Origin of the sequence: Burkholderia sp. BCC1644, assembly GCF_902833225.1 — a bacterium.
GTDB lineage: Bacteria > Pseudomonadota > Gammaproteobacteria > Burkholderiales > Burkholderiaceae > Burkholderia.
Genome location: NZ_CADFEI010000001.1, coordinates 725895 through 752215 on the forward strand (window position 1 = coordinate 725895; position 26321 = coordinate 752215).

Here is a 26321-nt window from a genome sequence, read left to right on the forward strand (position 1 = left end):
GACCTTCATGACCATCGACATCCTGCTGACCCAGCCGCTCCCCGACACGATCGACGCCGAACTGTCCGCCCGTTACGCGGTGCACCGCCTGTACGCGGACGCGCAACCGGACGCGCTGCTCGATCGTGTGGCATCGCGCATTCGCGGTGTCGTGACCGGCGGTGCGAACGGCCTGTCCGCCGCGCTGATGGACCGGCTGAGCGCGCTCGAGATCGTCGCGATCAGCGGCATCGGCACCGATGCGGTCGATCTCGACCGCGCTCGCGCACGCAGCATCCACGTGACGACGACGCCCGACGTGCTGACCGACGACGTCGCCGACATGGCGCTGGGACTGATCCTGACGACGCTGCGCGACCTCGGCGCCGGCGAGCGGATCGTGCGCGCCGGCCGCTGGGGCAAGACGGCCCAGCCGCTCGCAACGCAGGTCACCGGCAAGCGGCTCGGCATCGTCGGGCTCGGCCGTGTCGGCCGCGCGATCGCGCAGCGCGCGCAGGCGTTCCGGATGCCCGTCAGCTACTTCGGCCCGCGCGAGCATCGCGACAGCGGCTACCGCTTCGTGCCCGACCTCGTTGCCCTCGCGCGCGACAGCGACGTGCTCGTGATCGCGGCATCGGCCGATCACGGCAACGTGCTCGTGACGGCCGACGTGCTCGCCGCACTCGGCCCCAAAGGATTCCTAATCAATGTCGCACGCGGCAAGCTGGTCGACGAAACCGCGCTCGTGCGCGCGCTCGCCGACGGCACGATCGCCGGCGCCGGCCTCGACGTGTTCGCAAACGAGCCGCACGTGCCGGCCGCGCTGCTCGAACTCGACCGCGTCGTCGTGCAGCCGCACCGTGCGAGCGCAACGCACGAAACGCGCGAAGAGATGGGCCGGATCGTGCTCGCCAACCTCGCCGCGTGCTTCGCTGGCCAGCGCCCGCCGACCAGCGTCACGAGCTGACCTCCGCACGCCGCACGGCGGCCCCCGTTACGACACCAGACGCCTCCGCCCGACGGAGGCCAGGAGACACGCATGCCCAATCGATCCAGCGGCGCCGCCCTCGCCGCATCGCCTGCCGCTTCGCGCACGATCGGCCGCGTCCGCTACGCGGTCCTCGCGCTGATCTTCGCGGTCACCGTCATCAACTACGCGGACCGCGCGACGATGTCGATCGCCGGCACCGGCGTCGCGCACGATCTCGGCCTGACGCCCGTGCAGCTCGGCATCGTCTTTTCAGCGTTCGCGTGGGCCTATGCGATAGGCCAGATCCCGGGCGGCTGGCTGCTCGACCGCTTCGGCGCGCGGCGTGTGTACGGCCTGAGCCTGCTGCTGTGGTCGGCATTCACGATGCTGCAGGGCACGGTCGGCTGGCTCGCCGTGCAGGGTGCGGCCGCGACGCTCGCGCTGTTCGTCATGCGCTTCATGCTCGGCCTCGTCGAATCGCCGGCCTTCCCGGCCAATTCGCGGATCGTCGCCTGCTGGTTCCCGACCGCCGAACGCGGCACCGCGTCGGCCCTGTTCAATTCCGCGCAGTACATGGCCGTCGTGCTGTTTACGCCGGCGATGGCCTGGCTCACGCATGCGCTCGGCTGGGAGCATGTGTTCCTGTGGATGGGGATGCTCGGCATCGCGCTCGCCGCGCTGTGGTTCGCGTGGTATCGCGAGCCGCACGGCCACCCGCGCGTGACCGACGCGGAGCGCGACTACCTGCGCGCGCATGGCGCGCTCGTCGATCTCGAGGCGAACCGTGTGCGCCAGCGGCCGCGCGTGTCGTGGCACGACGTGTCGCAACTGTTCCGCCACCGGAACCTGTGGGCGATCTATATCGGTCAGTACTGCATCACGGCGCTCACCTACTTCTTCATCACGTGGTTTCCGATCTACCTGATCAAGGGGCGCGGGATGACGATCATGGAAGCCGGCTGGGTTGCCGCGCTGCCGGCAATCTGCGGGTTCACCGGCGGCGTGCTCGGCGGCGTGCTGTCGGACGGGTTGATCCGGCGCGGCATGCATCCGTCGAAAGCACGCAAGACACCGTTCGTCGCGGGAATGGCGATGGCGACGCTGCTCGTGCTCGCGAACGGCGCGTCGTCGAACGCGGTCGTGATCGCGCTGATGACGATCGCGTTCTTCGGCAAGGGGCTTGCGGCGGTCGGCTGGGCCGTGCTCGCCGATACGGCGCCGGAAGGAATGGTCGGACTGAGCGGCGGCGTGTTCAACGGCCTCGGCAACATCGCCGGCATCGTCACGCCGCTCGTGATCGGCTACTTCGTCGCCAGCACGGGCTCGTTCGCCGGCGCGTTGTGGTTCGTCGCCGCGCACGGGCTGATCGGCATCGCCGCGTACGCGTGGCTCGCGGGGCGCTTCGAGCGGATCCGCATCACGCCGGCCGCGTGAACATCGCAGCGGCACGCATGCGCGCCGTCACGCGCGCTTGCGGCCGCCCGGCGTCTGCTCGGTCGTCAGCCGGTCGAGTTCGCGCAGGTCGTTCTCGAGCGCGGGCGTGAGCGTCGTGCGCAGGTGGTCGAGGAACGTGCGGATCTTCGCGTCGAGATAACGACGCGTCGCATAGACGGCGTACACGCTCACCGTTTGCAGCCGGTACTCCGGCAGCACGCGGATCAGCCGCCCTTCGCGGATGTCGTCGAGCACCGTATACAGCGCGACGCACGCGATCCCGCGTCCGGCACGCACCGCGACGCACAGCGCATCCGGCACGTTGACCTGGAACGGCGCCGGCTGCAGTTCGTAGACGGCTTCCTCGCCGTCGTTGCGCTCGAGGCGCCATTCGCTGGCCGGCGATGCGGGCGTGTCGAGACGCAGGCACACGTGGTTCGGCAATTCGTCGGGCGTCTGCGGCGTGCCGTGCCGCGCCAGGTATTCGCGCGACGCGACGAGCACGCTGCAGCTCGTGCCGCAGGTCTGCGCGACATAGCCCGAATCGGGCAGCTGCGACGCCGTCACGATCGACACGTCGTAGCCCTCCTCGACGAGATTCGGCATCCGCTGCGCGAGCGTCAGTTCGACCGACACGTCGGGGTTGTCCTCCTGGTAGCGGACGATCGACGACACGACATGACTCTGCCCGAGCCCCGTCATCGCATGGATGCGCATCTTGCCGCTCGGCCGCAGCAGCGCGTTGCGCGCCTCCGCGTTCGCGTAGTCGATTTCCGCGAGGATCGATTTCGCACGCTCGAAATAGCGTTCGCCGCTTTCGGTCAGGCCGAGGTGGCGCGTCGTGCGATGCAGCAGGCGCGTCTGTACGTGCGCTTCGAGGTTCGAGACCGCACGCGACACCTGCGCGGTGGTCGCGTCGATTTCCTTCGCGACCGCAGTAAAGCTGCCGGCTTCGACAACGCGCACGAACAGGCGCATGTTTTCGAGCATGTCCATTGGATTGGCTTGGGGAGAGTCAGTGGGGAGGCGTCGGCGGCGCTCGCGTCAGATGGGGAACGGAACGCGGCCGCGAACCACGTCGTATCGATCGCCGGGCCGGAGAAAAGGCGGGAGAGCGGGCATCGCGTACGTGGTTCTGGCATGACGGGGGATTCAGTGGCCCGAATTGTACGCCGCTGCAGACAAATTTGCGCGGTTGCCCGCCCCCGAAGCTTTCATCGGATGAAAGGTTTTCGCAAGGCTCGCGCGTCGCACGCGCGCAACGGCTTGATGCAGCGCGACAATTTGTATCACAACACGATATAATTGCGCTCTTGTCGCCGCGCGCGCCCCGCGCTGTCATTTTTACCGCTTACCCGTCCATGTCGTCAGGCTCATCTCCGTCGCGCCGCACGTTGCGGCAATGGCTGCACAGCTTCCTTCCCCATCCGATGTCGCTTGGCTGGCGCGAGCGCCTGCGTTCGTCCACGGGTGCGCTCGTCGGAATCGCGACGGTCGGCGTCACGATGCGGCTGCTACCCGGCGTGCCGGGCCTCGTGCCGCTGCTCGTCGCGCCGATGGGCGCATCGGCGGTGCTGCTGTTCGCGGTGCCGGCAAGCCCGCTCGCGCAGCCGTGGTCGATCATCGGCGGCAATCTCGTCGCGGCGACGGTCGGCGTTGCCTGCGCGCAATGGATCGCCGATCCGATCACGGCCGCCGCGGTCGCGATCGCGTGCGCGATCGGCGGCATGTTCGCGCTGCGCTGCGTGCACCCGCCGTCGGGCGCCGTCGCGCTCACGGCCGTGGTCGGCGGCCCGGCGATCCACTCGCTCGGCTTCAGTTTCGTGCTGGAGCCGATCGCGCTGCAATCGGCGATCCTGCTGTCGGCCGCGCTCGCGTATCACGCGCTGACCGGGCACCGCTACCCGCACGGCGGCGTGCGCCCCGAAGCGAAACCGCAGGCGGGCAGCGCCGCACCCGCGCGCGGCGGCTTCACGCGCAGCGACCTCGACGCGGTGCTGAAGCGCCGCGGCGAATGGCTCGACGTCGATCCGGACGATCTCGAATCGCTGCTGCGCGAAACTGAAATGCAGGCCTATGCGCGCACGTTCGGCCAGCTCACCTGCGCCGACCTGATGACGAAGAATGCGATCGAGGCCGCACCGTCGACGTCGGTGACGGCCGCGCTGACGCTGCTCGACCGTCACCGCGTGAAGGCGCTGCCGGTGGTCGATGGCGAAGGCCGCCTGACCGGCATCGTCACGCGCGCCGACCTCACGCGCCAGTTGCGCCGCCCGACCCCGCTGTGGCAACGCCTGTCCGCGCGGCTGCCGCAATCGCTCGGCGGCCAGCCTGCGAGCGTCGCCACCGTGATGACGCGCGACGTCGCATGCGTGCCGGAAACGATGCCGATCACCGCGCTCGTGCCGCTGTTCACGCATTCGGGCCACCACCACATTCCGGTCGTCGATGCGTCGCACCGGCTCGTCGGGATCATTACGCAGACGGATCTCGTGACGGGCCTTTATCGGCAAACCCAAATGCTCGAGGCCGCGTAACGCACGTAAGGCGCACGTCATGCCACGGAACGGCTGACACATCGTGAAATACATCCATTCCGCCGAAGTTCGGCCATTTATATCATGTTGTGATATATTTGACGCCACCCAAACTGACTGCACGACCGACCTCGATGAACGATACCCGACGCGCGCTGGCGAAAAGCGACTTCCAGCAACTGTCCGAGTTCCGCTACCAGATGCGCCGCTTCGAGCGCTTCTCCGAACGCGCCGCGCAAAGCGAAGGCGTGACGCCGCTGCAATACCTGCTGCTGCTGCACATCAAGGGTTATCCGCATCGCGAATGGGCAACCATCGGCGAGCTCGCGGAACGCCTGCAGGCGCAGCATCACGGCGTCGTTGCGCTGGTGACGCGCTGTGAAGCGCTCGGGCTCGTGAAGCGCAAGACGAGCGAAGCCGATCGCCGGCAGGTCGAAGTCCACCTCGAGCCCGCCGGCGAGACGCTGCTCGCCCGCCTCGCGGCCATGCATCGCGCCGAGCTGAAGTCGCTCAAGGACGCGTTCCAGGTTCCCCAGATCGATTACTGACCCTTGCTCTTTCCACTCCGATGAACGCACCACACAAACGCGATTTCGCGACCAACGACCGCTTGCCCAGGATCGCGTTGCTCGCCGCCGGGATCGGCCTGCTCAGCACGCTTGCCGCATTCGTGCTGCTGAGCCTGATCCACCTGTTCACGAACCTGTTCTTCTTCCAGCAGTTCTCGTTCACCGACCGCTCCCCGGCGAACAACACGCTCGGCGCATGGGTGATCGTGATCCCGGTGATCGGCGGGCTGATCGTCGGGATGATGGCGCGCTTCGGTTCGGAAAAGATCCGCGGCCACGGCATTCCCGAAGCGATCGAGGCGATCCTGTTCGGCAAGAGCCGCATGTCGCCGAAGGTCGCGATCCTCAAGCCGCTGTCGTCCGGCGTCGTGATCGGCAGCGGCGGCCCGTTCGGCGCCGAAGGCCCGATCATCATGACGGGCGGCGCACTCGGCTCGCTGATCGCGCAATGCGTGCACGTGACCGCCGCCGAGCGCAAGACGCTGCTCGTCGCCGGTGCGGCCGCCGGCATGACGGCCGTGTTCGGCACGCCGGTCGCCGCCGTGCTGCTCGCGGTCGAACTGCTGCTGTTCGAATGGCGTCCGCGCAGTTTCCTGCCGGTCGCGCTTGCGTGCGCGGTGGCCGGGTTCGCACGCGCGGTGTTCTTCGGCGTCGATCCGCTGTTTCCGCTGACGACGGCCGCGCCGACACCTGTCGCGCTGCTGTCGTGCATCGTCGCGGGCCTGCTGTCGGGCATGCTCGCATGCGGCCTGTCGGCGGCGCTTTACCGCGTCGAGGACACCTTCGCGAAGCTGCCCGTGCACTGGATGTGGTGGCCCGCGCTCGGCGCGATCGTGATCGGGATCGGCGGCTGGCTCGAACCGCGCGCGCTCGGCGTCGGCTACGACGTGATCGGCGACCTGCTTCATCAGCACATCGCGCTGAAGATCGCGCTCGCGCTGCTGATCGTGAAGGCCGTGATGTGGGTGATCGCGCTCGGCTCGGGCACGTCGGGCGGTGTGCTCGCCCCGCTGCTGATGCTCGGCGCCGGCCTCGGCACGGTGCTGTCGCCGATGCTGCCGGGCGGCGATCCGGCGCTGTGGCCGCTCGTCTGCATGGCCGCGACGCTCGGCGCGACGCTCGGCGCCCCGCTGACCGCGATCGTGTTCGCGTTCGGCCTCACGCACGACGCGAACGCGCTGCTGCCGCTGCTCGCGGCGACGCTCGTCGCGCACGGTTTCTCGACCATCGTGATGAAGCGCTCGATCATGACGGAAAAGATCGCACGTCGCGGCTATCACATCTATCGCGAATACGGCGTCGATCCGCTCGAGCGACATGACATCGGCGAAGTGATGACGTCGGCCGACCGGCTCGTCGCGATCGACGGCGCAGCGACGCTCGATACCGTCGAGTCGCAGTACTTCGGCGCGAAGCAGGCGCATCGCGCGTACCCGGTCGTGCAGAACGGCCGCCTGCTCGGCCTGGTCGATCGCGCGACGCTCGACGCGCAGCGCGCACAGGCCGGCGCCGATACACCGATCTCCGGCGCATTCGCGAACCGCGCGCCGTCCGTCGCGCTGGCGCACGAAACGTGCCGCGTCGTCGCATCGCGCCTCGCGATGCTGGGCCTCGAGCGCCTGCCGGTCGTCGACGACGCGCAATCGTTGCGCATCACCGGCATCGTGTCGCGCAGCGACCTGATCAAGCCCGCGCTCCAGCACTTCGACGACGAACAGAAGCGCGAACGCTTCCGCCCGATCGTCCCGGTCAACCTGCGCGACGCCGGCACGCGCAAGGCCGGCTGACGCCGCCCGCGTGCGCGGCATACCGGCCGCGCACCGCCTCCTCGTCCCGCTTCATGTCGCTACCCGATGCCGCGCGCCCTTCGCGCGCGGCATCGCATTCCCCCGCGTTCCGCGTTTAAAGTTGGTTAACAATTCGGCTGACGAAAGTTTGTCATCATGGTAGCCATGCGACGGGGCCATCAATCAGCCATTCCACTTCGCCATCAGATAAAGAGTCGCGGCACGGCATGCACGCACATGCCGATTGCCGTGGCCGTCACGACACCACACGACCGGACAGCGCGCCGACCGAGCAACGCATGACGTCGAGTCGCACACGACGCATGCCGCATCGCAGCAACGCCGCACAGCACCGGAGCCTCCGTTTGGCAAGCGCGTTAACAACTTGTTTCGGAATCACCGGAACCGTGCTTGCCCGATGCGATCTCATTAGCACGCAGTACTGCTGCGCATCCCACTCAATCAATCACGACTCGAGGGAGATAACGTGAACGCAAAATACTTACCGCTCATCGCATTGACCGTGGCATTTTCTGCTCATGCAGCCGATTCTGCCCTGCAGAACGTGGGACAAAGCCAAAAGCCCGCCGACCAGGTGGCGCAGTGCATCGCCAAGACGTGGGCCGACAAGTCGCAACAACAAGTGACGTCGCAGTACGAACTGGCGAACGGCCTCGCCATGGCCGTCTATGCGCCGGGCCAGCAGCCGCCGAACGGCGCCGCCGCCGTGGTGCGCCCGGCCAACGCCGGCAACGCGAAGACCTGGGTCGGTTTCCGCGGCGGCGATGCATCGTCGGCCGGCGACATCAACGCCTGCCTGTAACGAGAACAGGCGCTCCGGATGGCCTTGCGCCATCCGCTTGCGACAAGCCCCGCTCCGGCGGGGCTTTTTCTTTTGCTGGCGCCTGCGCTTACAGGTAGCTGCAGACGTAATCGAGCGTCTCGAGCACTTCGATGTCGAAGCGGCTCTTGCCCGGCACCGAGAACGACTCGCCTGCGCCGTAGGTCTGCCATTCGCTGCTGCCGTCGAGCTTCACGCGGCACTTGCCGGCCTGCACTTCCATCAATTCGGGAGCGTCCGTGCCGAAGTTGAGCGCGCACGGCAGGATCACGCCGAGCGTCTTGCGCGTGCCGTCCGGGAAGAGCACGGTATGCGACACGCACTTGCCGTCGAAATAGACGTTCGCGCGCTTGACGACCGATACGTTGTCGAATTGGGTTGCACTGGTCATGTGATGCCTCTGATTGCTGGATGCCGGATGGCGATGTGGTTGGCGGCCGGCCGGAGCGGCGGGCCGGCCGATATCATACCGGCTCGCGCCGCATGCGCCGGGAATGGCGTGCCTCCGGCACGGATCGAGCCGACCATCATCAGGATGACTACATGATTATCGGGTGGCGCCGGTTCACCGCAACCCCTTGCGCCGCGCGGAATCGCGCAGGCAGTCGAGCAGCATCGCCGCGGCCGGCGTCAGCGGGCTGTCGCGGCGCGTGACGACCTGCACCGAGACGCCCGGCAGGCGCTCGCGGATCGGCAGCACCGCGAGCTGGTCGCGCGCCCACTCACCCTGCAGCAATTGTTCGGGCATCGATGCGATCAGGTCGCAACCGGTCATCAGGCTGTGTGCAAGCCCGAAGCTCGGGCATTCGACGACGCGCGCCGGCACCGGCAGCCCGTACGCGACAAACGAATTGAACAGTACCTGTGTGGAGCTTTCCGGCGACGGGTTCATCAGCCAGTCGGCCTCGACGAGATCGGCGAGCGATGTGGCCGACGCGAGCGGATGCCCCTTGCGCGCGACGATCAGCGAGCGGCTCGCGTAAAGCTCCGCATGATCGAACTCGGCCGCCAGCAGCTCGGGCACGACGACGGCGATCGCGAAATCGAGCGAACCGTCGTGCAGGCGCGGCAGCGCGACACCCGGAAACCCTTCGATCAGATTGACGCGCGCCACCGGAAAGCGGCGCCGGAATGCACGAAACGCGTCGGGCAGGATCGTCACCGCGGCCGCCGGCGTGATCGCCGCCGCGACGGAACCCGTCATCGCGCCCTGCGCCTGCTCGATGTCGTCGCGGGCGCGCTGCATTTCGGCGACGATCAGCCGCGCGCGTACCTGCAGTTGCTGGCCGAACGCAGTGAGTTGCACGCCGCGCGCGGTACGCACGACGAGCGACACGCCGAGTGCGATCTCGAGTTCCTTGACCGCCTTCGTCAGCGCCGCCGGCGACACGTTCAGACGCCGCGCGGCCGCGCGAATGCTGCCTTCTTCGGCGACGGTGACGAACGCTTTCAGCTGATGGTATTTCATGGCGGCGATGCGTGATCCGTGGAAACCCTGTACCCGGCCGTGCGCGCCTGTTCAGGGTATTCCCGAGCGGCAACCGGCGGTGTGCACCAAAGCAATTTATCAGCTTCTGGTAAGCAAAAGAAATTTATATGCTTGCTCGTCATATACGCGTCAAACGCCCCTTCGGCCCCACTGGAGACACCATGCTGCAAGCCGTGAACCCTGTCATCCCCGGCATCGCCGCGATCGCGCCCGAACTGGTCGAGGTGCGCCGCCGCATCCATGCTCATCCCGAACTCGCGTTCGAAGAGACGCTCACGAGCGATCTCGTCGCCGAGCTGCTCACCGGCTGGGGCTATGAAGTACATCGCGGTATCGGCAAGACAGGCGTCGTCGGCGTGCTGCGCGAAGGGCAAGGCACGCGCACGGTCGGGCTGCGCGCCGACATGGACGCGCTGCCGCTCGCGGAAGCCACGGGCCTGCCGTACGCGAGCCGCCATGCGAACAAGATGCATGCGTGCGGCCACGACGGCCACACGGCGATGCTGCTGTGCGCGGCGCGCCACCTCGCGGCAACGCGCCAGTTCTCCGGCACGCTGAACCTGATCTTCCAGCCGGCCGAGGAAAACTTCGGCGGCGCGAAGTCCATGATGGACGACGGCCTGTTCGACCGCTTCCCGTGCGACGCGATCTTCGCGATCCACAACATGCCGGGCCGCGCGGCCGGCGACATGGCGTTCCGCACCGGCGCCGCGATGGCGTCGGCCGACCGCGTGACGATCACGCTGCGCGGCGTCGGCGGCCACGGCGCGATGCCGCATTTCGCGCGCGATCCGATGTCGGCCGCGGGCAGCATCATGGTCGCGCTGCAGACGATCGTCGCGCGCGAGGTCGATGCGCAGCATGCGGCCGTGATCACGGTCGGCAGCGTGCAGGCCGGCGAGACGTTCAACATCATTCCCGAAACCGTCGTGATGAAGCTGTCGGTGCGCGCGCTGAACGCCGACGTGCGCGCGCTGCTCGCGCGCCGCATCGAAGCGCTCGCGAAAGGCCAGGCGGAAAGCTTCGGCGTCACGGCGGAAGTCGACTACGACTACGGCTACCCGGTGCTCGTGAATCACGCGGAACCGACCGCGTTCGCGGCCGACATCGCGCGCCAGATGCTCGGCGCCGACCGCGTCGAAACCGACTCCGCGCCGCTGATGGGCAGCGAGGATTTCGCGTTCATGCTCGAGGCGCGCCCCGGCTGCTACGCATTCATCGGCAACGGGATCGGCAGCAAGGGCGGCTGCATGGTGCACAACCCCGGCTACGACTTCAACGACGACATTCTCGCGATCGGCGCGAGCTACTGGGTTCGCGTCGCCGAAGCCTGGCTCGCGGCCTGACGGCCCTTCACCACGCAGTTTCGCGCTTACCGGGGGAACCCCATGGAAACGTCCGCCCTTCCGTTCGCCGGCACGCCGGCCGATGCCCGCGCCGCCGCGAAGAAACGCCGGCTGATCGCTGCCGCCGCTGTCGGCAACGCGCTCGAGTTCTACGACTTCACGGTCTACAGCTTCTTCGCGATCCTGATCGGCAAGCTGTTCTTCCCGGTGCATTCGCCGTTCGGGCAGTTGATGCTCGCGGTCGCGAGCTTCGGCGTCGGCTTCGTCACGCGGCCGCTCGGTGGGCTCGTGATCGGCATGTATGCCGACCGTGCCGGCCGCAAGAAGGCGATGATCCTCACGCTGCTGCTGATGGCGCTCGGCACCGCGACGATCGCGGTCGCTCCGACCTTCGCGCAGATCGGCATCGCCGCACCGGTGCTGCTCGTGCTCGCGCGCCTGCTGCAGGGGTTCGCGTCGGGCGGCGAAGTCGGCGCGTCGACGACGTTGCTGCTCGAACAGGCGCCGCAGCACCGTCGCGGCTTCTACGCATCGTTCCAGTTCTCGAGCCAGGGGCTCGCCGCGCTCGCGGGCGCGCTCACCGGCGTTGCGCTGACGTCGACACTGACCGCCGCGCAACTCGAAAGCTGGGGCTGGCGTGTGCCGTTCATCATCGGCACGCTGTTCGTGCCGATCGGCTACTGGCTGCGCCGTACCGTCGAGGAAGTGCCGGCAGCCGCGCCCGCCGCCACGCACGACGAACCGGTTGCCTCGCTGCCGCTCGCCGATGTCCTGCGCCATCACGGCAAGGCCGTGTTCGCGGGCCTTGGCGTGACGATCGGCGGCACGTCGATCCACTACATCATCGTGTTCTACATGGCGATCTACGGCGTGCAGGTGCTGCACCTGCCGACGTGGCTGTCGATGACGGCCGGCTGCGTCGCCGGCGCGATCCTGATGCTCGTGACGCCGATCGGCGGCCACCTGTCCGACGTGTACGGGCGCAACCGGATCGTCTGGTGGACCCGCATCGTGCTGATGGCCGCGATCTACCCGGCCTTCATCGCGCTGAACCGCTGGCCGGGCGCGACGTCGCTGCTGTCGATCATCGCCGCGCTGTCGATCGTGCACGCGATCAACATCGGTGCGACGGGCGCGATGCTCGGCGAACTGTTCCCGCGTGCGGTGCGCGCAACCGGCGGCGCGCTCGTGTACAGCGTCGGCGTCGCGATCTTCGGCGGCTTCGCGCAATTCTTCGTCACGTGGCTGATCGCGGCGACCGGCAATCCGAACGCGCCCGCGTGGTATGCGATCGGCTGCGGCGTGTTCACGCTGCTCGCGATACGCTGCATGGATGAAAAGGCGGGGAAGTCGCTCGACTGAGCAGCGGCCGCAGCGGCCGCATGCCGCAAATGAAGAAAGGCACGGGTTCGACGACCCGTGCCTTTTGTGTATCTGGCGTTGCCCCGCTCAGAACGTATGCATCATCCCGACGTACGCCCCCGTCTGCGACTCGCCTGCGAGCGGACTCGTGCCCGACGTCGCGTCGCGCGGCGTCGCCAGCAGCGAGAAGTTCGAGTTGCCGCCGTTGCGCACATAGGCGACCGTACCGTACAGAAACGTGCGCTTCGACAAGTTGTACGTGGTGCCGAGCACGTACATCATCGCGTGGCCCGACGGATCGTGCGATGCGTCGCTGCCGCCGTCGCCCACCTTCACGTAATAACCACCGGCCGTCACGGCCCATTGCGGATTCGCCGCATAGGTCGCGCCGAGCCAGTAGTGATCGGCGCGATCGGCGACGCCGGCCGGGCTGTCCGGCGCCTGGTAGTGCGTATACGCGCCCTGGATCTTGAACTTCGACACCTTCACGTTCGCGCCGACGAAGTACTCGCGCGATGCCGTGAAGATGTTGCTGAACTTGCCGTTGTTGTCGCGCAGCTCGTCGTAGATGCCGCGCATGTCGAACACCGGCGAGTGGTACGAGATCATGATCCCGTCCGAGCGGCCGAAATCGTCGGCCGCACCGTAGTTGAAGCCGCGCGACTGGTTGCCGAACGCATATTGCGCCTGCACGTCGAAGCCGCCGATCACCGGGCTGTGATATTCGATGTTGTTGCTGCTCTGCTGCCAGTTGCGGCCACGCACGAGCGACGCGGACGAAAACGCCTGCTGGACGAACGGATCGAATTCCCACACGCCGTCGCTGTCGATGAACAGGTTGCGGCCGGCCTGCAGCTGGCCCCACGTGTCGCTCTTCAGCCCGACATACGCGCGCCGCGACCACATGCGCCCGCCGCCCGTCGTGCCGTTCATCACCTGGAATGCGGTCTCCAGGTTGAAGACCGTCGACAACCCGCCGCCGAGATCCTCGAAGCCCTTCAGGCCGAACATGCTGGTGCCCCAGTCGCCGCCCTCCGCGCTCCAGCGCGACTTGCTGCCGCTGGGCGTCGCGATGTGGTTCAGGTATTCGATGCCGCCGTCGATCCGGCCGTACAGCATCACGCTCGTCTGTGCAAAGGCGGCCGCCGGCGTGGCGGCTGCGATCAGCCATGCGAAATGTTTAAGTCGCAAAATGATGCCCCCTCGGAGTCTCGACCTTCCCGCGCGCGCCCCATGCGCGCGCCCAGGGTCTGCTTATCCGCGATCGATCGAATATCGACCGGGGCCCGCCGCGCACAGTGCAAGCAGGCCACCCGCGATCGCGATGTTCTTGTAGAAATGAATCATGTTGTCGATCTGCTCGCCGCCCGTCATCGTCCAGTAGTGGTGGCCGATGATGCCGGTGCCGATCGTATACAGCGCCAGCAACAGGGCAAGCGCCCGGGTCTGGAAGCCGACGAGGATCGCGATTCCGGCGAACAGCTCCATCACGACCGAGATCGCCGCGGAAATGATCGGCGCGGGCGCGCCTTCGGAGCCCATGAACGCGATGGTACCGGGGAAGTCGACGATCTTCTTCCAGCCGAACATCACGAACAGGATCACGAGCAGGATCCGGGACAGCAGCAGCAGCACATCACGCTGGGACGCGAGAAACGGTTGATTCGGTGTCATGGTCTCGACCAACGAAAACGATGCGCGGCCTACGCGCACCGGATTGCCAACGAACCAGGACGGGCGGCCGCCTGCGCCGCCCGCCCCGCTCTGCAACAACCGGCATCGGGCCCGCCCGATGTGCTGTGCGCCTCCTCTTGTCCGCTGTCGCCCTGCTTCGTTGCGCGCCGCATCAGCGCAGCTTCGCGACGTCCTGCTCGGTCACCTTCGCGGCCGGATTGCCGAACTGCCCGGTCACGTAGTTCGTCAGCGCGGCGATCTGCGCATCCGACAGTTCGTGGCGGAACGCCGGCATCCCGACATCCTCGCTACCGGCCTTGCGCTGCACGCCGTTCAGGATCACCTGCACGAGGTTGGTCGGATTCGGTGCGCCGACCGTCGAGTTGTGGAACAGCGGCGGGTAATAGCCGTCCGGCGTGCCCTTGCCCTGCATCTGGTGGCAGGTCGCGCAGTTGCCGAGATACAGCCGCGCCGGATCGATGCCCGACGACGCGAGCGCGACGCCGCGCAGCTTCAGGCCATCCTCGGCCGGCTTGCCCCACGACGAGCGCGACTGCTTCGCGTCGCCGCTGGCAACCGCCGGCACCGTGCGGATGTACGTCGAGATCGCGCCGATGTCGGCTTCGGTCATCTTCGAGAAGCTGTGCTCGATCGCCTCGGCCATCGGGCCGGCCGCCTGCGCGAGACCCGGCACGCTGCCGGTGCGCAGGTACTGGACGAGCTGCTGCTGCGTCCATCCGCCGATCCCCGCGTTCGGGTCGGACGTGATGTTGTAGCCGTCCCAGCCCGCGAGCACCGAACCCGACAGGAAGCTGCCGCCGGTTTCGTCGAGCGACTTCTCCTGCATCGCGATGCCGCGCGGCGTGTGGCACGTGCTGCAGTGCGCGAGGCCCTGCACCAGATACGCGCCACGGTTCCACTCGGCGCTCTGCGCCGGCTTCGGCTCGTACGCGCCGTCCTTCAGGAACAGCCAGTTCCAGATCTTCAGCGGCCAGCGCATGCTCAGCAGCGCGGGGATCTCGTTCTTCGGCGGCGCCTGCTTGACCGGCTCGACGCCGTGCATGAAGTACGCGTACAGCGCCTGCATGTCGTCGTCGTTGATCTTCGCGTACGACACGTACGGCATCGCCGGATACAGGTTGTCGCCGTTCTTCGACACCCCGTGACGCACCGCGCGCTCGAAGTCCTCGGCCGTCCAGTTGCCGATGCCCGTCTCGGGATCGGGCGTGATATTGCTCGTGTAGATCTTGCCGAGCATCGGGATCGGCATGCCGAGACCGCCCGCGAACGGCTTGCTGCCCTTCGCGGTGTGGCATGCCATGCAGTCGCCCGCGACCGCGAGGTATTCGCCGCGCTTGACCAGCGCCGGATCGGCCGCATCGGCCGCACGGACGAGCCCCGGCAGCGCGAGGCAGCCGGCGAGGAGGAAGGTGAGAGTAGATTTCCGCACGGTCAGACTTCCTTCTTCAGCGTGTCCGACATCCGCAGCGCGAGCGCCGCGATCGTCAGCGTCACGTTCACCGTACCGACGGTCGGCATCGTCGAGCTGCTCGAGATGAACAGGTTCGGATGGTCGAACGTTCGGCAGTCCTTGTCGACGACCGAGTCGCGTGCATCCGCGCCCATGATCGTCGCGCCCGTGATGTGGTTGTTCGGCGCGAACTCGTCGTTGAAGACGACTTCGGTGCCGCCGAGCACCTTCGCGGCCGTCGCGTAGACCTCGCGCGTGTGCACGGCGCCGCGCTTCACGTAATCGTCGATCGCATACGTGATCTCGGGGCGCGGGATGCCGACCGCGTCCGTGGCCGTCTTGCTCGGCACGATGCGGTTCTCGGGCTGCGGCAGGATTTCGTGGAAGCAGTCGAACTGCACGTAGCGCGCGGAACGGTCGCGGATCTGCGCGTCGAGTTCCGCGGGCTTCATCAGCTTGCCGCCCTTGAAGATCTTCTGCGTCTCCTGGTTGATGCGCGACATGTTCGACAGGTGGATCTTCTTCGCGGCTTCGGTCGCGCGGAACGGGCCGTCGCGGAAACCGATCAGCGACGTCATCTCCTGCGGGCCGCGGCCCGGCCACAGCTTCTCGTTCGCGTAGAACGACACGCCGGTGCCCGGATGGTCCATCAGGTTGCGGCCGACCATGTCGGAGCTGTTCGCGACGCCGTTCGGGAAATCGCGGTTCGCCGACATCAGCAGGATCTTCGGCGTCTCGATACCGTTCGCGGCGATCACGAAGTACTTGCCCTCGACGCGATGGTCGGCGCCGGTCTTGTCCTTGTAGATCGCTGCGACGATGCGCTTGTCCGGCCCGGTCTCGAGCTTGTAGACGACCGCGCTGTCGATCAGCTTCGCGCCGGCCTGCTCGGCCTTCTCGACGTGCACGATGCCGTTGTACATCGCGCCGATCGGGCAGATCGGCATGCAGTTGTTGTTCCCGCAACAGGTTGGCCGACCGTCGTACGGGCGGCTGTTGCGCGCGACCGGCTCGGTCACCACGTGGAACTTCGGGTCATAGCCGTTGAGCGCGCTCTTGATCGTCTGCTCGTTGAACGACAACGGCAGCGGCGGCATCGGGTACGGCTCCTTGCGCGGCGAGTACAGATCTTCCTCGGGGCCCGGGCCCCACACGCCGAGCTCTTCCTCGGCGCGCTGGTAGTAATGCTCGATGTCGTCGTACTGGATCGGCCAGTCGCGGCCGACGCCGTACACCGTCTTCATCTTGAAGTCGTTCGGGATGAAGCGCCACGCCGACGCGGCCCAGTGCCACGTCGTGCCGCCCACCGCGCGGATGTACTGCGAGTTGAACTTGTGCTCGCCCTTCAGGATCAGGTAGTCGTTCGGCGGGCCGTATTCCGGATGCGGCGCCCATGCGCTCGACGGGTAAGGCGCCATGAAATCGGTCTTGTCGACCTGGTTGCGAAAGCGCTCGACGATTTCCCAACGCGGCATGCGCGGGCCGGCTTCCAGCAGGATCACGGACTTCCCGGCCATCGCGAGCTGATGGGCAACGATCGCGCCTGCGACACCCGATCCGACGACGACGACGTCGGCCTTTTGCGTATCGGTATCGGCCATCAGGCTTGCCTCTCGATCGGTTTTTCGGCCCAGAAGCCGGGTTTGTTGGGGCAATACGAGGGAATCACGAGCGTGTCGGATACGACGCTGAACATTAATGCTTCTTCGTAGGTAATCACGACGTTGTCGACGATGCCGAGATACCACGCTTCAAGAATCTTCAGCGCGAGCGCTTCCTGATCGGGATTCAGCGAACCGGACGCGAGTGCGCCGGCGAGTTGCGGCAGGCTGTCGGCCGTCTTGAACGAGCCTTTCTGCAAGGCCTGCAGGAAGCGTTCGCCGAGCACGCGGCTCAGCCCCTTCTTGCCGGTCAATGCTTCGGAGAGCGTCATGAACGTATCGAGCGGCGCAGTGCCGGGATCGTCGGCCAGGGCCCGCAACGCCAGCGAGCCCGTGAGGCCCGCCGCCGTCAGCGCCAGTGCGCCCTGCAGCCATTGACGCCGCGTGATGCCGCTTGCGGTTGCGTCGCTTTCGCGACGCGAGTGGGGAGTGTTGTCGTTGTGCATGTTTCCTTCTCTCGAACACCGGATTCGGGAAAACCACGCTTGATATTTCTCAAACATTGGCGCGGACCTGAAATGTACGCGCACAAATCGGATCGAACAATCTTTTTATAGTCCATTAAATGCTCCGCAATCCGAGACAATCGACATTTCGCTGCATTTTTGTGTCGTTGACGCGACAAATCTGCGGCACCGACACCAGTGTCGCATGCCGACGACACACCGCGCACCGCGATGCGCGTACATGACGGTCGGTTAGAATCGCGTGCAATCAAACAGAAAGCTTCCCTCCGAGGGCAATCGAGCGATGAAGCAGCACGACAAACACAACAACGCGAATCGAACCAACCACACCACCCGGCTGCTCTGGCGCATCGGCGCCGTCGCGGTGCTCGGCGGCGCAGCGGCGCTGTCGCTGCACGCGGGCGCGGCGCGCACGGTGAGCGTGTCGCCGCAAGGCACCGTCACCGAGGTCCGGCAGAGCGTCGTCAAGTTCGACGAACCGATGGTCGCGTTCGGCTCGGCCTCCGCGCCGAATCCCGCGCGCGTCACCTGCAACGATTCCACCGCCGCGCGCGGCCAGGGTCACTGGCTCGACGACAAGACCTGGGTTTACGATTTCGAAAACGACCTGCCGCCCGGCGTGCGCTGCTCGGTCGCGCTCAACGACACGCTGCGCTCGGTCGCCGGCAATGCGGCGAGCGGCCCGCGCCGCTTCACGTTCCAGACGGGCGGCCCGTTCCCGGTGTCGGTACGCCCCGGCTCGCGCGAGATCGAGGAACGGCAGATCTTCGTGATGAAGCTGAACGGCCCGGCAGAGCCGCGTTCGGCGCTCGCGAACATCTGGTGCGAAGCGGCCGGCATCGGCAACCGCATTCCGGTCACGGCCGCCGACGACGATGCGCGCAACGCCCTGCTCGATCATTTCGGTCTGAAGAAGGACGCCGCGCGCGTGCTGACGCTGTCATGCTCGCAGGCGCTGCCGGCGAGCGCGAAGATGCAGCTCGTGTACGGCAAGGGTGTCGCGAGCCCGAGCGGCATCGCGAACGAAACCGAACGACGCTTCGATTTCACCGTACGCGCACCGTTCGCCGCGAGCTTCTCGTGCGAACGCGAGAACGCGAAGGCGCCCTGCACGCCGCTGCGCCCGCTCACGCTGTCGTTCAATGCACCGGTCTCGCGCAAGAACGCCGAAGCGATCAAGCTGCGCGGCCCCGATGGCTCGCTGAACCCGACCTTCGCGGCCGACGACAAGAGCGAGGAAGTCACCACCGTCACGTTCAACCCGCCGCTGCCCGCGCAGGCCGGCCTGACGATCGAACTGCCGTCGGGCCTGCGCGACGTGACCGATCGACCGCTGTCCAATGCCGACCTGTTCCCGCTGGCGACGCGCACCGCGCCGATGCCGCCGCTCGCGAAATTCTCGTCGGGCACGTTCGGGATCGTCGAGCGCTTCGCCGAACCCGATACGCCCGCGCTCGTGCCCGTCACGCTGCGCAACGTCGAGGCCGACCTGCATATCGCGGGCCTCAACGCGGGCGGCGCGCAATTCGCGAACCTGAAGGTCGAGAACGACACGGCGATCCGCCAGTGGATGCGCACCGTCGACCGCTTCGACAACTGGTCGATGACGGCCGGCTCGATCGACGACCAGATTCCCGGCCTGCTCGACCGCAAGGGCCAGCACCCCGTCTACGTGCCGCTCGAAGCCGGCGAAAAGCAGCCCGCGCCGAAGAATCGCCGCATCGACGTGCGCTCGCTGTCGCTGCTCAAGGGCGAGCCCGGCGCGCAGACGCTGACGCTGCCGCCCGCCGACCCGAAAACGCTGCGCCCGTTCGAAGTGGTCGGCGTGCCGATCGACAAGCCCGGCTTCTACGTGCTCGAACTCGCGTCGCCCGCACTCGGTCGCTCGCTGCTCGCGAAGCCGTCGAGCATGTACGTGCGCACCACCGTGCTCGTCACGAACCTCGGCGTGCACCTGAAACAGGGCCGCGAGAACAACCTCGTGTGGGTCACGACGCTCGACAAGGGCAAGCCGGTGCCGAACGCGCAGATCCGCGTGTCGGACTGCAACGGCGATGAAATTGCGGCCGGCACGACCGACGCACAAGGTCTGCTGAAGATCGACGGGCCGTTCGAGCCGAAGCGCGCGTGCAGTTCGTCGGAGCAGCGCTTTGACGACTACTTCGTGTCGGCCCGCGTCAACGATCCGAAGACCGGCCCCGACATGGCGTTCGTCAGCTCGGGCTGGAACCGCGGAATCGAATCGTGGCGCTTCAACGTGCCGACCGACACCGACAGCGCACCAACCGTGCGTGCGCATACGGTATTCGACCGCACACTGCTGCGCGCCGGCGAAACCGTGTCGATGAAGCATTTCATCCGCACCGAAACACTGCAGAGCCTCGCGTTCCCGTCGCAGTACCCGACGCGCGTGACGATCCGCCATCTCGGCACCGGCCAGACGTACAAGCTGCCGCTCACGTGGGCGGCCGACCACAGCGCGGACACGCAGTTCACGCTGCCGGCCGCCGCGAAGCTCGGCGAATACAGCGTCGAGCTGGAAGGCGGCCCGGAAGACGCGCCGACGGCCACCTACTACAGCGGCAGCTTCCGCGTCGAGGCATTCCGCCTGCCGGTGCTGAAAGGCTCGATCGGCGCGCGCGACGCGCAGAAGAGCCCGCTCGTCGCCGTGAAGGAAGCGCCGCTCGCGGTGCAGATCGACTACGTGTCGGGCGGCGGCGCATCGAACCTGCCCGTGCAGGTGTCGGCGCTGATGAAGTGGGCATCGCCGCCGTTCGCGGATCGCTTCGAGGACTTCAGCTTCACGCCGTATCGCCCCGACAAGGGCGACGGCAATGCCGACGACGATTCGCAAGACGGCGACAACGCATCGGCGTCGAACAACGATCCCGACGCGACGAAGCTGATCGCCGACAAGCTGCCGCTGACGCTCGACCGCAACGGCGCGGGCTCGGTCACGCTCAAGGGCCTGCCCGACGTCGACGCGCCGAAGCGCATCGCGCTCGAAGCAACCTTCGCCGACCCGAACGGCGAAGTGCAGACGATCCGCGGCGACACGATCCTGTGGCCGGCCGCGGTGGTGGCCGGCGTCAAGGCGGGCCGCTGGGTGTCGGTCGGCCAGCGCGTGCCGGTGCAGGCACTGGCGGTCGATCTGCAGGGCAAGCCGCGTGCCTCGGTGCCGATCGAGATCAAGGGCGTCGCGCGCATCACGACGTCGTCGCGCAAGCGGATGGTCGGCGGCTTCTATGCGTACGACAACAAGAGCGACACGCGCGACCTCGGCGTGCTGTGCTCGGGCAAGACCGACGACAAGGGCCGCATGGCCTGCGACGCGACGCTCGAGCAGGCCGGCAACGTGCAGCTGATCGCGGTCGCGAAGGACGGCGACGGCCGTACGTCGAATGCATCGACATCGGTGTGGGTCACGCGCGAGGACGAACTCTGGTTCGGCGGCGACAACACCGACCGGATCGACGTGATTCCGGAGAAAACGTCGTACGAACCGGGCGAAACGGCCCGCTTCCAGGTGCGGATGCCGTTCCGCTATGCAACGGCACTCGTCGCGGTCGAACGCGGCGGCGTGATGGAAACGCACATCGTCGAGCTGAACGGCAAGAATCCGACCGTCGACCTGAAGGTCGACGAATCGTGGGGGCCGAACGTGTACGTGTCGGTGCTCGCGCTGCGCGGCCGGATTCGCGAGGTGCCGTGGTACTCGTTCTTCACGTGGGGCTGGAAAGCGCCCGTCGAATGGGCGCGCGCGTTCTGGCGCGAAGGTCGCCACTATGAGGCGCCGACCGCGTTCGTCGACCTGTCGAAGCCCGCGTTCCGCTATGGCCTGGGCGAGATCAAGGTCGGCACGGGCGTCCACCGTCTCGGCGTGACGGTGACGACCGATGCGACGCGCTACACGGTGCGCAGCAAGGCGCAGGCGCACGTGAAGGTCACGCTGCCGAACGGCCAGCCCGCGCCGGCCGGCACGCAGATCGCGGTCGCGGCCGTCGACGAGGCGCTGCTCGAACTGATGCCGAACAACAGCTGGGACCTGCTCGACGCGATGCTGCGCCGGCGTGCGTACGGTGTCGAAACGGCCACCGCGCAGATGGAGATCGTCGGCCGCCGCCACTTCGGCCGCAAGGCCGTGCCGGCCGGCGGCGGGGGCGGCAGCGCGCCGACGCGCGAGCTGTTCGACACGTTGCTGCTGTGGAATCCGCGCGTGACGCTCGATGCAAACGGCAGTGCGACGGTCGAGGTGCCGCTGAACGACGCGCTCACGCGCTTCCGGATCGTCGCGATCGCGGCGGTCGGCCCCGACCGCTTCGGCACGGGCAGCACGTCGATCCGCAGCACGCAGGATCTGCAGCTGATCTCCGGCCTGCCGCCGCTCGTGCGCGAAGGCGACGCGTTCCGCGCGCAGGTCACGCTGCGCAACACGACCGACCGCGCGATGCAGGTTGTCGTGACGCCGCGCGTGACGGGCCTCGAGGTCGCGCCGCAAACCGTGTCGCTCGCGGCCAATACGGCGACCGAGGTCGCGTGGACGATCACCGTGCCCGAACAGGCGCTCGACGCGGCCGGTGCGCTGAACTGGCGCATCGAAGCGGCCGAGCAAGGCGGCAAGCGCGCGTCCGACGCGCTGGCGGTCGCGCAGAAGGTGGTGCCCGCGCTGCCGGTCACGGTGCAGCAGGCGACGCTCGCGCAAGTGGACGGCACGCTGACGGTGCCGGTGGCCTCCCCGGCCGGCGCCGCGAACAACGCGCAAGGCTTGCCGCGCGGCGGCATCGCCGTGTCGTTGCAGTCGAAGCTCGCCGACGGGCTGCCCGGCGTGAAGCGCTGGTTCGAACGCTATCCGTACCGCTGCCTCGAACAGCAGACGTCGCGCGCGATCGGCCTGCGCGACCCGGCGCAATGGCAGGCGCTGGTCGCCCGCATGCCCGTCTACCTCGACGGTGACGGGCTCGCGAGCTACTTCCCGCCGTCGTCCGACGATTCGCACCACGGCAGCCCGACGCTGTCGTCATACCTGCTCGTGGTGTCGGACGAAGCCGGCCGCCTCGACCCGCGCTTCGCGCTGCCGGAAGACCTGCGCACGCAGCTCGAGGCCGGGCTCGCGCGCTTCGTCGACGGCCGCATCGAGCGCAACGCGTGGGCGCCGCGCCAGGACCGCGACCTGCGCAAGCTCGCCGCGATCGAGGCGCTGTCGCGCTTCGGCGCCGCACAAGGCCGCATGCTCGGCTCGATTGAGATCGCGCCGAACCAGTGGCCGACGTCGGCCGTGATCGACTATCACGCGATCCTGACGCGCGTGAAGGACATCCCGCAACGCGACGAGAAACGCGCGCAGGTCGAACAGATCCTGCGTGCGCGCCTGACGTACCAGGGCACGCAGCTCGTGTTCTCGACCGCACGCGACGACGACCTGTGGTGGCTGATGACCAGCAACGAGACCAACGCTGCGCGTCTCGCGCTGGAATTCGCGGGCGACCCGGCGTGGAAGGACGAGATGCCGCGCGTGACGGCCGGCCTGCTCGCCCTGCAGCGCCAGGGCGCATGGCAGACGACGACGTCGAATGCACTCGGCCTGCTCGCGGTCGAGCGCTTCTCGCGCACCTACGAGAGCACGCCGGTCGCCGGCGCGACGAAGGTCGCGCTGGGCAGCGACGAGCGCTCGATCTCGTGGTCGCAGGCGCCGGCAGCCGCGCCCGCCGACACGGCTGCGTCGGCCACCCCGGCCACCCGTGCCGCCGCGGCCCGCAGCGTGATGCTGCCGTGGCCGCGCGCGTCGCAGGCCCCGGCCACGCTGTCCGTCACGCAGGACGGCACGGGCCGCCCGTGGGCGACGGTCGAGAGCCTCGCGGCCGTGCCGCTGCGCTCGCCGTTCGCGGCCGGCTACCGGATCACGAAGACCGTCACGCCCGTGTCGCCGGCCGTCAAGGGCGTGCTGACGCGCGGCGACGTCGTGCGCGTGCATCTCGACATCGACGCGCAGAGCGACATGACGTGGGTTGCGGTCAACGACCCGATTCCGGCCGGCGCAACGATCCTCGGTTCGGGCCTCGGCCGCGATTCCGAGGCGGCGACGCAGGGCGAGAAGACGCCCGACGGCGCGTGGCCGGCGTTCATCGAGCGCGACTTCGACGGCTACCGCGCGTACTACGACTATCTGCCGAAGGGCAAATTCTCGGTCGAGTACACGGTGCGCCTGAACAACGTCGGCACGTTCGGGCTGCCGCCGACGCGCGTCGAGGCGCTGTACGCACCGTCCGTGTACGGCCTGTGGCCGAACCCGCCGATGACCGTGAAGCCGGCCGACGCGGGCAAGTAACGAGCAAGCGATGATCGATCAGGTAATGCCGCGGCCGGCGCGTTTCGCCGGCCGCGTATTCGTTGCCGTCGTGCTGGCCGTGCCACTCGTCGCGCATGCGCTGCCGAGCTACGACGAAGTGCGCCGCAACTGGCGCAGCTCCGACTGGGTGCTGCTCGCGCGCGACGGCACGCCGCTGCAGCGCACGCGCGTCGACCTCACCGAACGGCGCGGCGACTGGGTGTCGCTGGCGGACGTGTCGCCCGCGTTTCGCGAAGCGATCGTCGTGTCCGAGGACAAGCGCTTCTACGAACACAGCGGCGTCGACTGGCGCGGGATCGCCGGCGCCGCATGGGGCAACCTGTCGAATGAGCGCACGCGCGGCGCGTCGACCGTCACGATGCAGCTCGCCGGGCTGCTCAGCGATTCGCCGCGCCGGTCGGGCCAGCGCTCGCTGCCGCAGAAGGCCTCGCAGGCCGTCAACGCGCTGCTGCTCGAACGCGGCTGGCGCAAGGACCAGGTGCTCGAGGCCTACCTGAACCTGGTGCCGTTCCGCGGCGAGACGGTCGGACTCGGCGCGCTGTCACAGGTGCTGTTCGGCAAGGCGCCGTCGGGCCTCGACGCGCGCGAAGCCGCGATCGCGGCCGCGCTCGTGCGCGCGCCCAACGCGGCGCCCGCGAAGATCGCCGAGCGTGCATGCCGGATCCTGCGCGACATGCATGCCGAGCAGGCGTGCGCATCGCTCGACGGTTACGTGCAGCTCGTCGTTGCGCGCCCGGCCAACGCAGTGCGCGACGACGGCGCCGCCCTCGCCCCGCACTTCGCGCGGCGCATCGCGGCCGAAGTCAAACCGGCGGCCGGCGCGCAGGTGCGCACGACGCTCGATGCGCCGCTGCAGCGCTTCGCGCGCGACACGCTGGTGCGCGCGCTGACCGAACTCAACGCGCCCGCGCACCGGCGCAACGTGCAGGACGGCGCGGTCGTCGTGATCGACAACGCGACCGGCGAGATTCGCGCATGGGTCGGGTCGTCGGGTGCGCTGTCGAGCGCGCGCGACGTCGATGCCGTGCTCGCGCCGCGCCAGGCCGGCTCGACGCTAAAGCCGTTCCTCTACGCGCAGGCGCTCGACGAAAAGCGGCTGACGGCCGCGTCACTGCTCGACGACGCGCCGATCAACCTCGCCGCCGGCGGCGGCCTGTACATTCCGCAGAACTACGACAAGGATTTCAAGGGCTGGGTAAGCGTGCGCAGCGCGCTCGGCGGCTCGCTGAACGTGCCGGCCGTGCGCACGCTCGTGCTCGTCACGCCGCACCGCTTCGCGCGCACGCTGACCGCGCTCGGCCTGCCGCTCGCGCAGGAAGGCGACTACTACGGCTTCAGCCTTGCGCTCGGCAGTGCGGACGTCACGCTGCTGTCGCTGACCAATGCGTATCGCGCGCTCGCGAACGGCGGCGTCGCGCGCAAGGTCGTCGACCTGCCGGCCGCCGTTCCGGCACCGGCACCGGCATCGGCATCGGCGTCCGGCACGGCGGCGCCTGCGCGTGCGGACAACGGCACGCGCGTGTTCAGCGAGGCGGCCAGTTTCGTCATCACCGACATCCTGTCCGACAACAACGCGCGCGTCCGCACGTTCGGCTTCGACAACCCGCTCGCGACGCGCTTCTTCTCGGCCGTCAAGACCGGCACGAGCAAGGACATGCGCGACAACTGGACCGTCGGCTACACGTCGCGCCATACGGTCGGCGTGTGGGTCGGCAATGCGGACGGCTCGCCGATGTGGGACGTGTCGGGCGTCACGGGTGCGTCGCCCGTGTGGTCGGCCGTCGTCGGCTACCTGCACCGCGACCTGCCGAGCCGTGCGCCGCGCGCGCCGGCCGGCGTCGAGACGCGCCGCATCGCGTTCGAACGCGATATCGAGCCGGCACGCAACGAGTGGTTCCTGTCCGGGACGGCGGTCGACACGATCCGGCTCGCCGCACCCGTCACGCCGGGCAAGGACGGCGCGCGTGCGCCGCTGACGATCGGCGCGCCGACCGACGGCACGATCTTCGCGATCGACCCCGACATTCCGCCGAAGAACCAGCGCATCTGGTTCGAGCGCTCGGCCGGGCACGCGGCGAAGTTCGCGTGGCGGCTCGACGACAAGGTGATCGGGCATGCCGACCGTATCGCGTGGCTGCCGTGGCCGGGACGGCACCGGCTCGAACTCGTCGACGCACGCGGCAACGTCGCGGATGCGATCAGCTTCGAGGTGCGCGGCGCGTTCGCGAAGACGGCCGCGCGCAAGCCCTGAACGGGTGAGGCGGCCAGCCCCGACGCGGACGCATTTGCGTCGATGTCGTCGCGACCGGGTCAAACGGGCAAGCAGCACGCCGATCCGGGACCTAGAATGAGAACAGCGCCGCATTCCCGACGCTCGCCGGTTGCCCC

18 protein-coding genes are annotated in these 26321 nt (G+C 68.0%); 10 read left to right on the plus strand and 8 right to left on the minus strand.

Translation table 11 applies throughout. From position 1 onward, the window contains the following. Positions 1-7 precede the first annotated feature (7 nt). Positions 8-946 carry a 2-hydroxyacid dehydrogenase gene (locus HWX87_RS03230; RefSeq protein ID WP_176045646.1) on the plus strand — a complete coding sequence of 313 codons (939 nt, stop codon included), beginning with the start codon at positions 8-10 and terminating at the stop codon, positions 944-946. 72 nt (positions 947-1018) lie between these two features. Next, positions 1019-2383 carry an MFS transporter gene (locus tag HWX87_RS03235; RefSeq protein ID WP_176045648.1) on the plus strand — a complete coding sequence of 455 codons (1365 nt, stop codon included), beginning with the start codon at positions 1019-1021 and terminating at the stop codon, positions 2381-2383. 27 nt (positions 2384-2410) lie between these two features. On the opposite strand, the gene HWX87_RS03240 is transcribed toward HWX87_RS03235, so the two are convergent. After that, positions 2411-3379, minus strand: coding sequence for a LysR family transcriptional regulator (locus HWX87_RS03240; protein WP_176045650.1), 969 nt, complete (start codon positions 3377-3379; stop codon positions 2411-2413). Positions 3380-3744: 365 nt separating this feature from the next. Between HWX87_RS03240 and HWX87_RS03245 the strand changes: the two genes are divergently transcribed. The 4 genes from HWX87_RS03245 to HWX87_RS03260 all read left to right on the plus strand — a co-directional run bounded on the left by HWX87_RS03245 (position 3745) and on the right by HWX87_RS03260 (position 8099). Continuing rightward, entirely contained in the window at positions 3745-4920 is a 1176-nt protein-coding gene (locus HWX87_RS03245; protein WP_176045651.1) for an HPP family protein, read from the plus strand. Between the two features lie 134 nt (positions 4921-5054). Then, a complete protein-coding gene (locus tag HWX87_RS03250; protein ID WP_085037382.1) occupies positions 5055-5468 on the plus strand; it encodes a helix-turn-helix domain-containing protein in 414 nt (137 codons plus the stop codon). A 20-nt stretch (positions 5469-5488) separates the two neighbouring features. After that, positions 5489-7276 carry a chloride channel protein gene (locus HWX87_RS03255; protein ID WP_176045653.1) on the plus strand — a complete coding sequence of 596 codons (1788 nt, stop codon included), beginning with the start codon at positions 5489-5491 and terminating at the stop codon, positions 7274-7276. 487 nt (positions 7277-7763) lie between these two features. Then, complete coding sequence (locus tag HWX87_RS03260; RefSeq protein WP_059240325.1) at positions 7764-8099, plus strand: hypothetical protein; 336 nt, start codon at positions 7764-7766, stop codon at positions 8097-8099. Between the two features lie 88 nt (positions 8100-8187). Here HWX87_RS03260 and HWX87_RS03265 read toward each other — a convergent pair whose 3' ends face one another. Together HWX87_RS03265 and HWX87_RS03270 are read right to left on the minus strand one after the other, a co-directional pair. Continuing rightward, entirely contained in the window at positions 8188-8508 is a 321-nt protein-coding gene (locus HWX87_RS03265; protein WP_006478890.1) for a pyrimidine/purine nucleoside phosphorylase, read from the minus strand. Between the two features lie 174 nt (positions 8509-8682). After that, positions 8683-9585, minus strand: a complete 903-nt coding sequence (locus tag HWX87_RS03270) for a LysR substrate-binding domain-containing protein (protein ID WP_176045655.1) — start codon at positions 9583-9585, stop codon at positions 8683-8685. A 182-nt stretch (positions 9586-9767) separates the two neighbouring features. On the opposite strand from HWX87_RS03270, the gene HWX87_RS03275 reads away from it, so the two are divergent. Further along, complete coding sequence (locus tag HWX87_RS03275; RefSeq protein WP_176045656.1) at positions 9768-10952, plus strand: M20 aminoacylase family protein; 1185 nt, start codon at positions 9768-9770, stop codon at positions 10950-10952. A 42-nt stretch (positions 10953-10994) separates the two neighbouring features. After that, the gene (locus HWX87_RS03280; protein ID WP_176045658.1) at positions 10995-12314 is read left to right on the plus strand and encodes an MFS transporter; all 1320 of its coding nucleotides are present in this window, start codon (positions 10995-10997) and stop codon (positions 12312-12314) included. Between the two features lie 87 nt (positions 12315-12401). On the opposite strand, the gene HWX87_RS03285 is transcribed toward HWX87_RS03280, so the two are convergent. The 5 genes from HWX87_RS03285 to HWX87_RS03305 form a co-directional block, all read right to left on the minus strand. After that, positions 12402-13505, minus strand: a complete 1104-nt coding sequence (locus HWX87_RS03285) for a porin (RefSeq protein ID WP_176045659.1) — start codon at positions 13503-13505, stop codon at positions 12402-12404. A 63-nt stretch (positions 13506-13568) separates the two neighbouring features. Continuing rightward, complete coding sequence (locus HWX87_RS03290) at positions 13569-13988, minus strand: DoxX family protein (protein WP_176045660.1); 420 nt, start codon at positions 13986-13988, stop codon at positions 13569-13571. 172 nt (positions 13989-14160) lie between these two features. Then, positions 14161-15438, minus strand: a complete 1278-nt coding sequence (locus tag HWX87_RS03295) for a cytochrome c (protein WP_176045662.1) — start codon at positions 15436-15438, stop codon at positions 14161-14163. Between the two features lie 2 nt (positions 15439-15440). Further along, positions 15441-17060: a GMC family oxidoreductase gene (locus HWX87_RS03300; RefSeq protein WP_059240313.1), complete on the minus strand. Its 1620-nt coding sequence runs from the start codon at positions 17058-17060 to the stop codon at positions 15441-15443. Continuing rightward, a complete protein-coding gene (locus tag HWX87_RS03305; RefSeq protein ID WP_049028374.1) occupies positions 17060-17566 on the minus strand; it encodes a sugar dehydrogenase complex small subunit in 507 nt (168 codons plus the stop codon). Before HWX87_RS03305 ends, HWX87_RS03300 begins: the two co-directional genes overlap by 1 nt. 304 nt (positions 17567-17870) lie before the next feature. Here HWX87_RS03305 and HWX87_RS03310 point away from each other — a divergent pair, with 304 nt between their 5' ends. Continuing rightward, a complete protein-coding gene (locus HWX87_RS03310; RefSeq protein WP_176045664.1) occupies positions 17871-23912 on the plus strand; it encodes an MG2 domain-containing protein in 6042 nt (2013 codons plus the stop codon). 10 nt (positions 23913-23922) lie between these two features. After that, complete coding sequence (gene pbpC, locus HWX87_RS03315; RefSeq protein ID WP_176045666.1) at positions 23923-26184, plus strand: penicillin-binding protein 1C; 2262 nt, start codon at positions 23923-23925, stop codon at positions 26182-26184. Positions 26185-26321 lie beyond the last annotated feature (137 nt).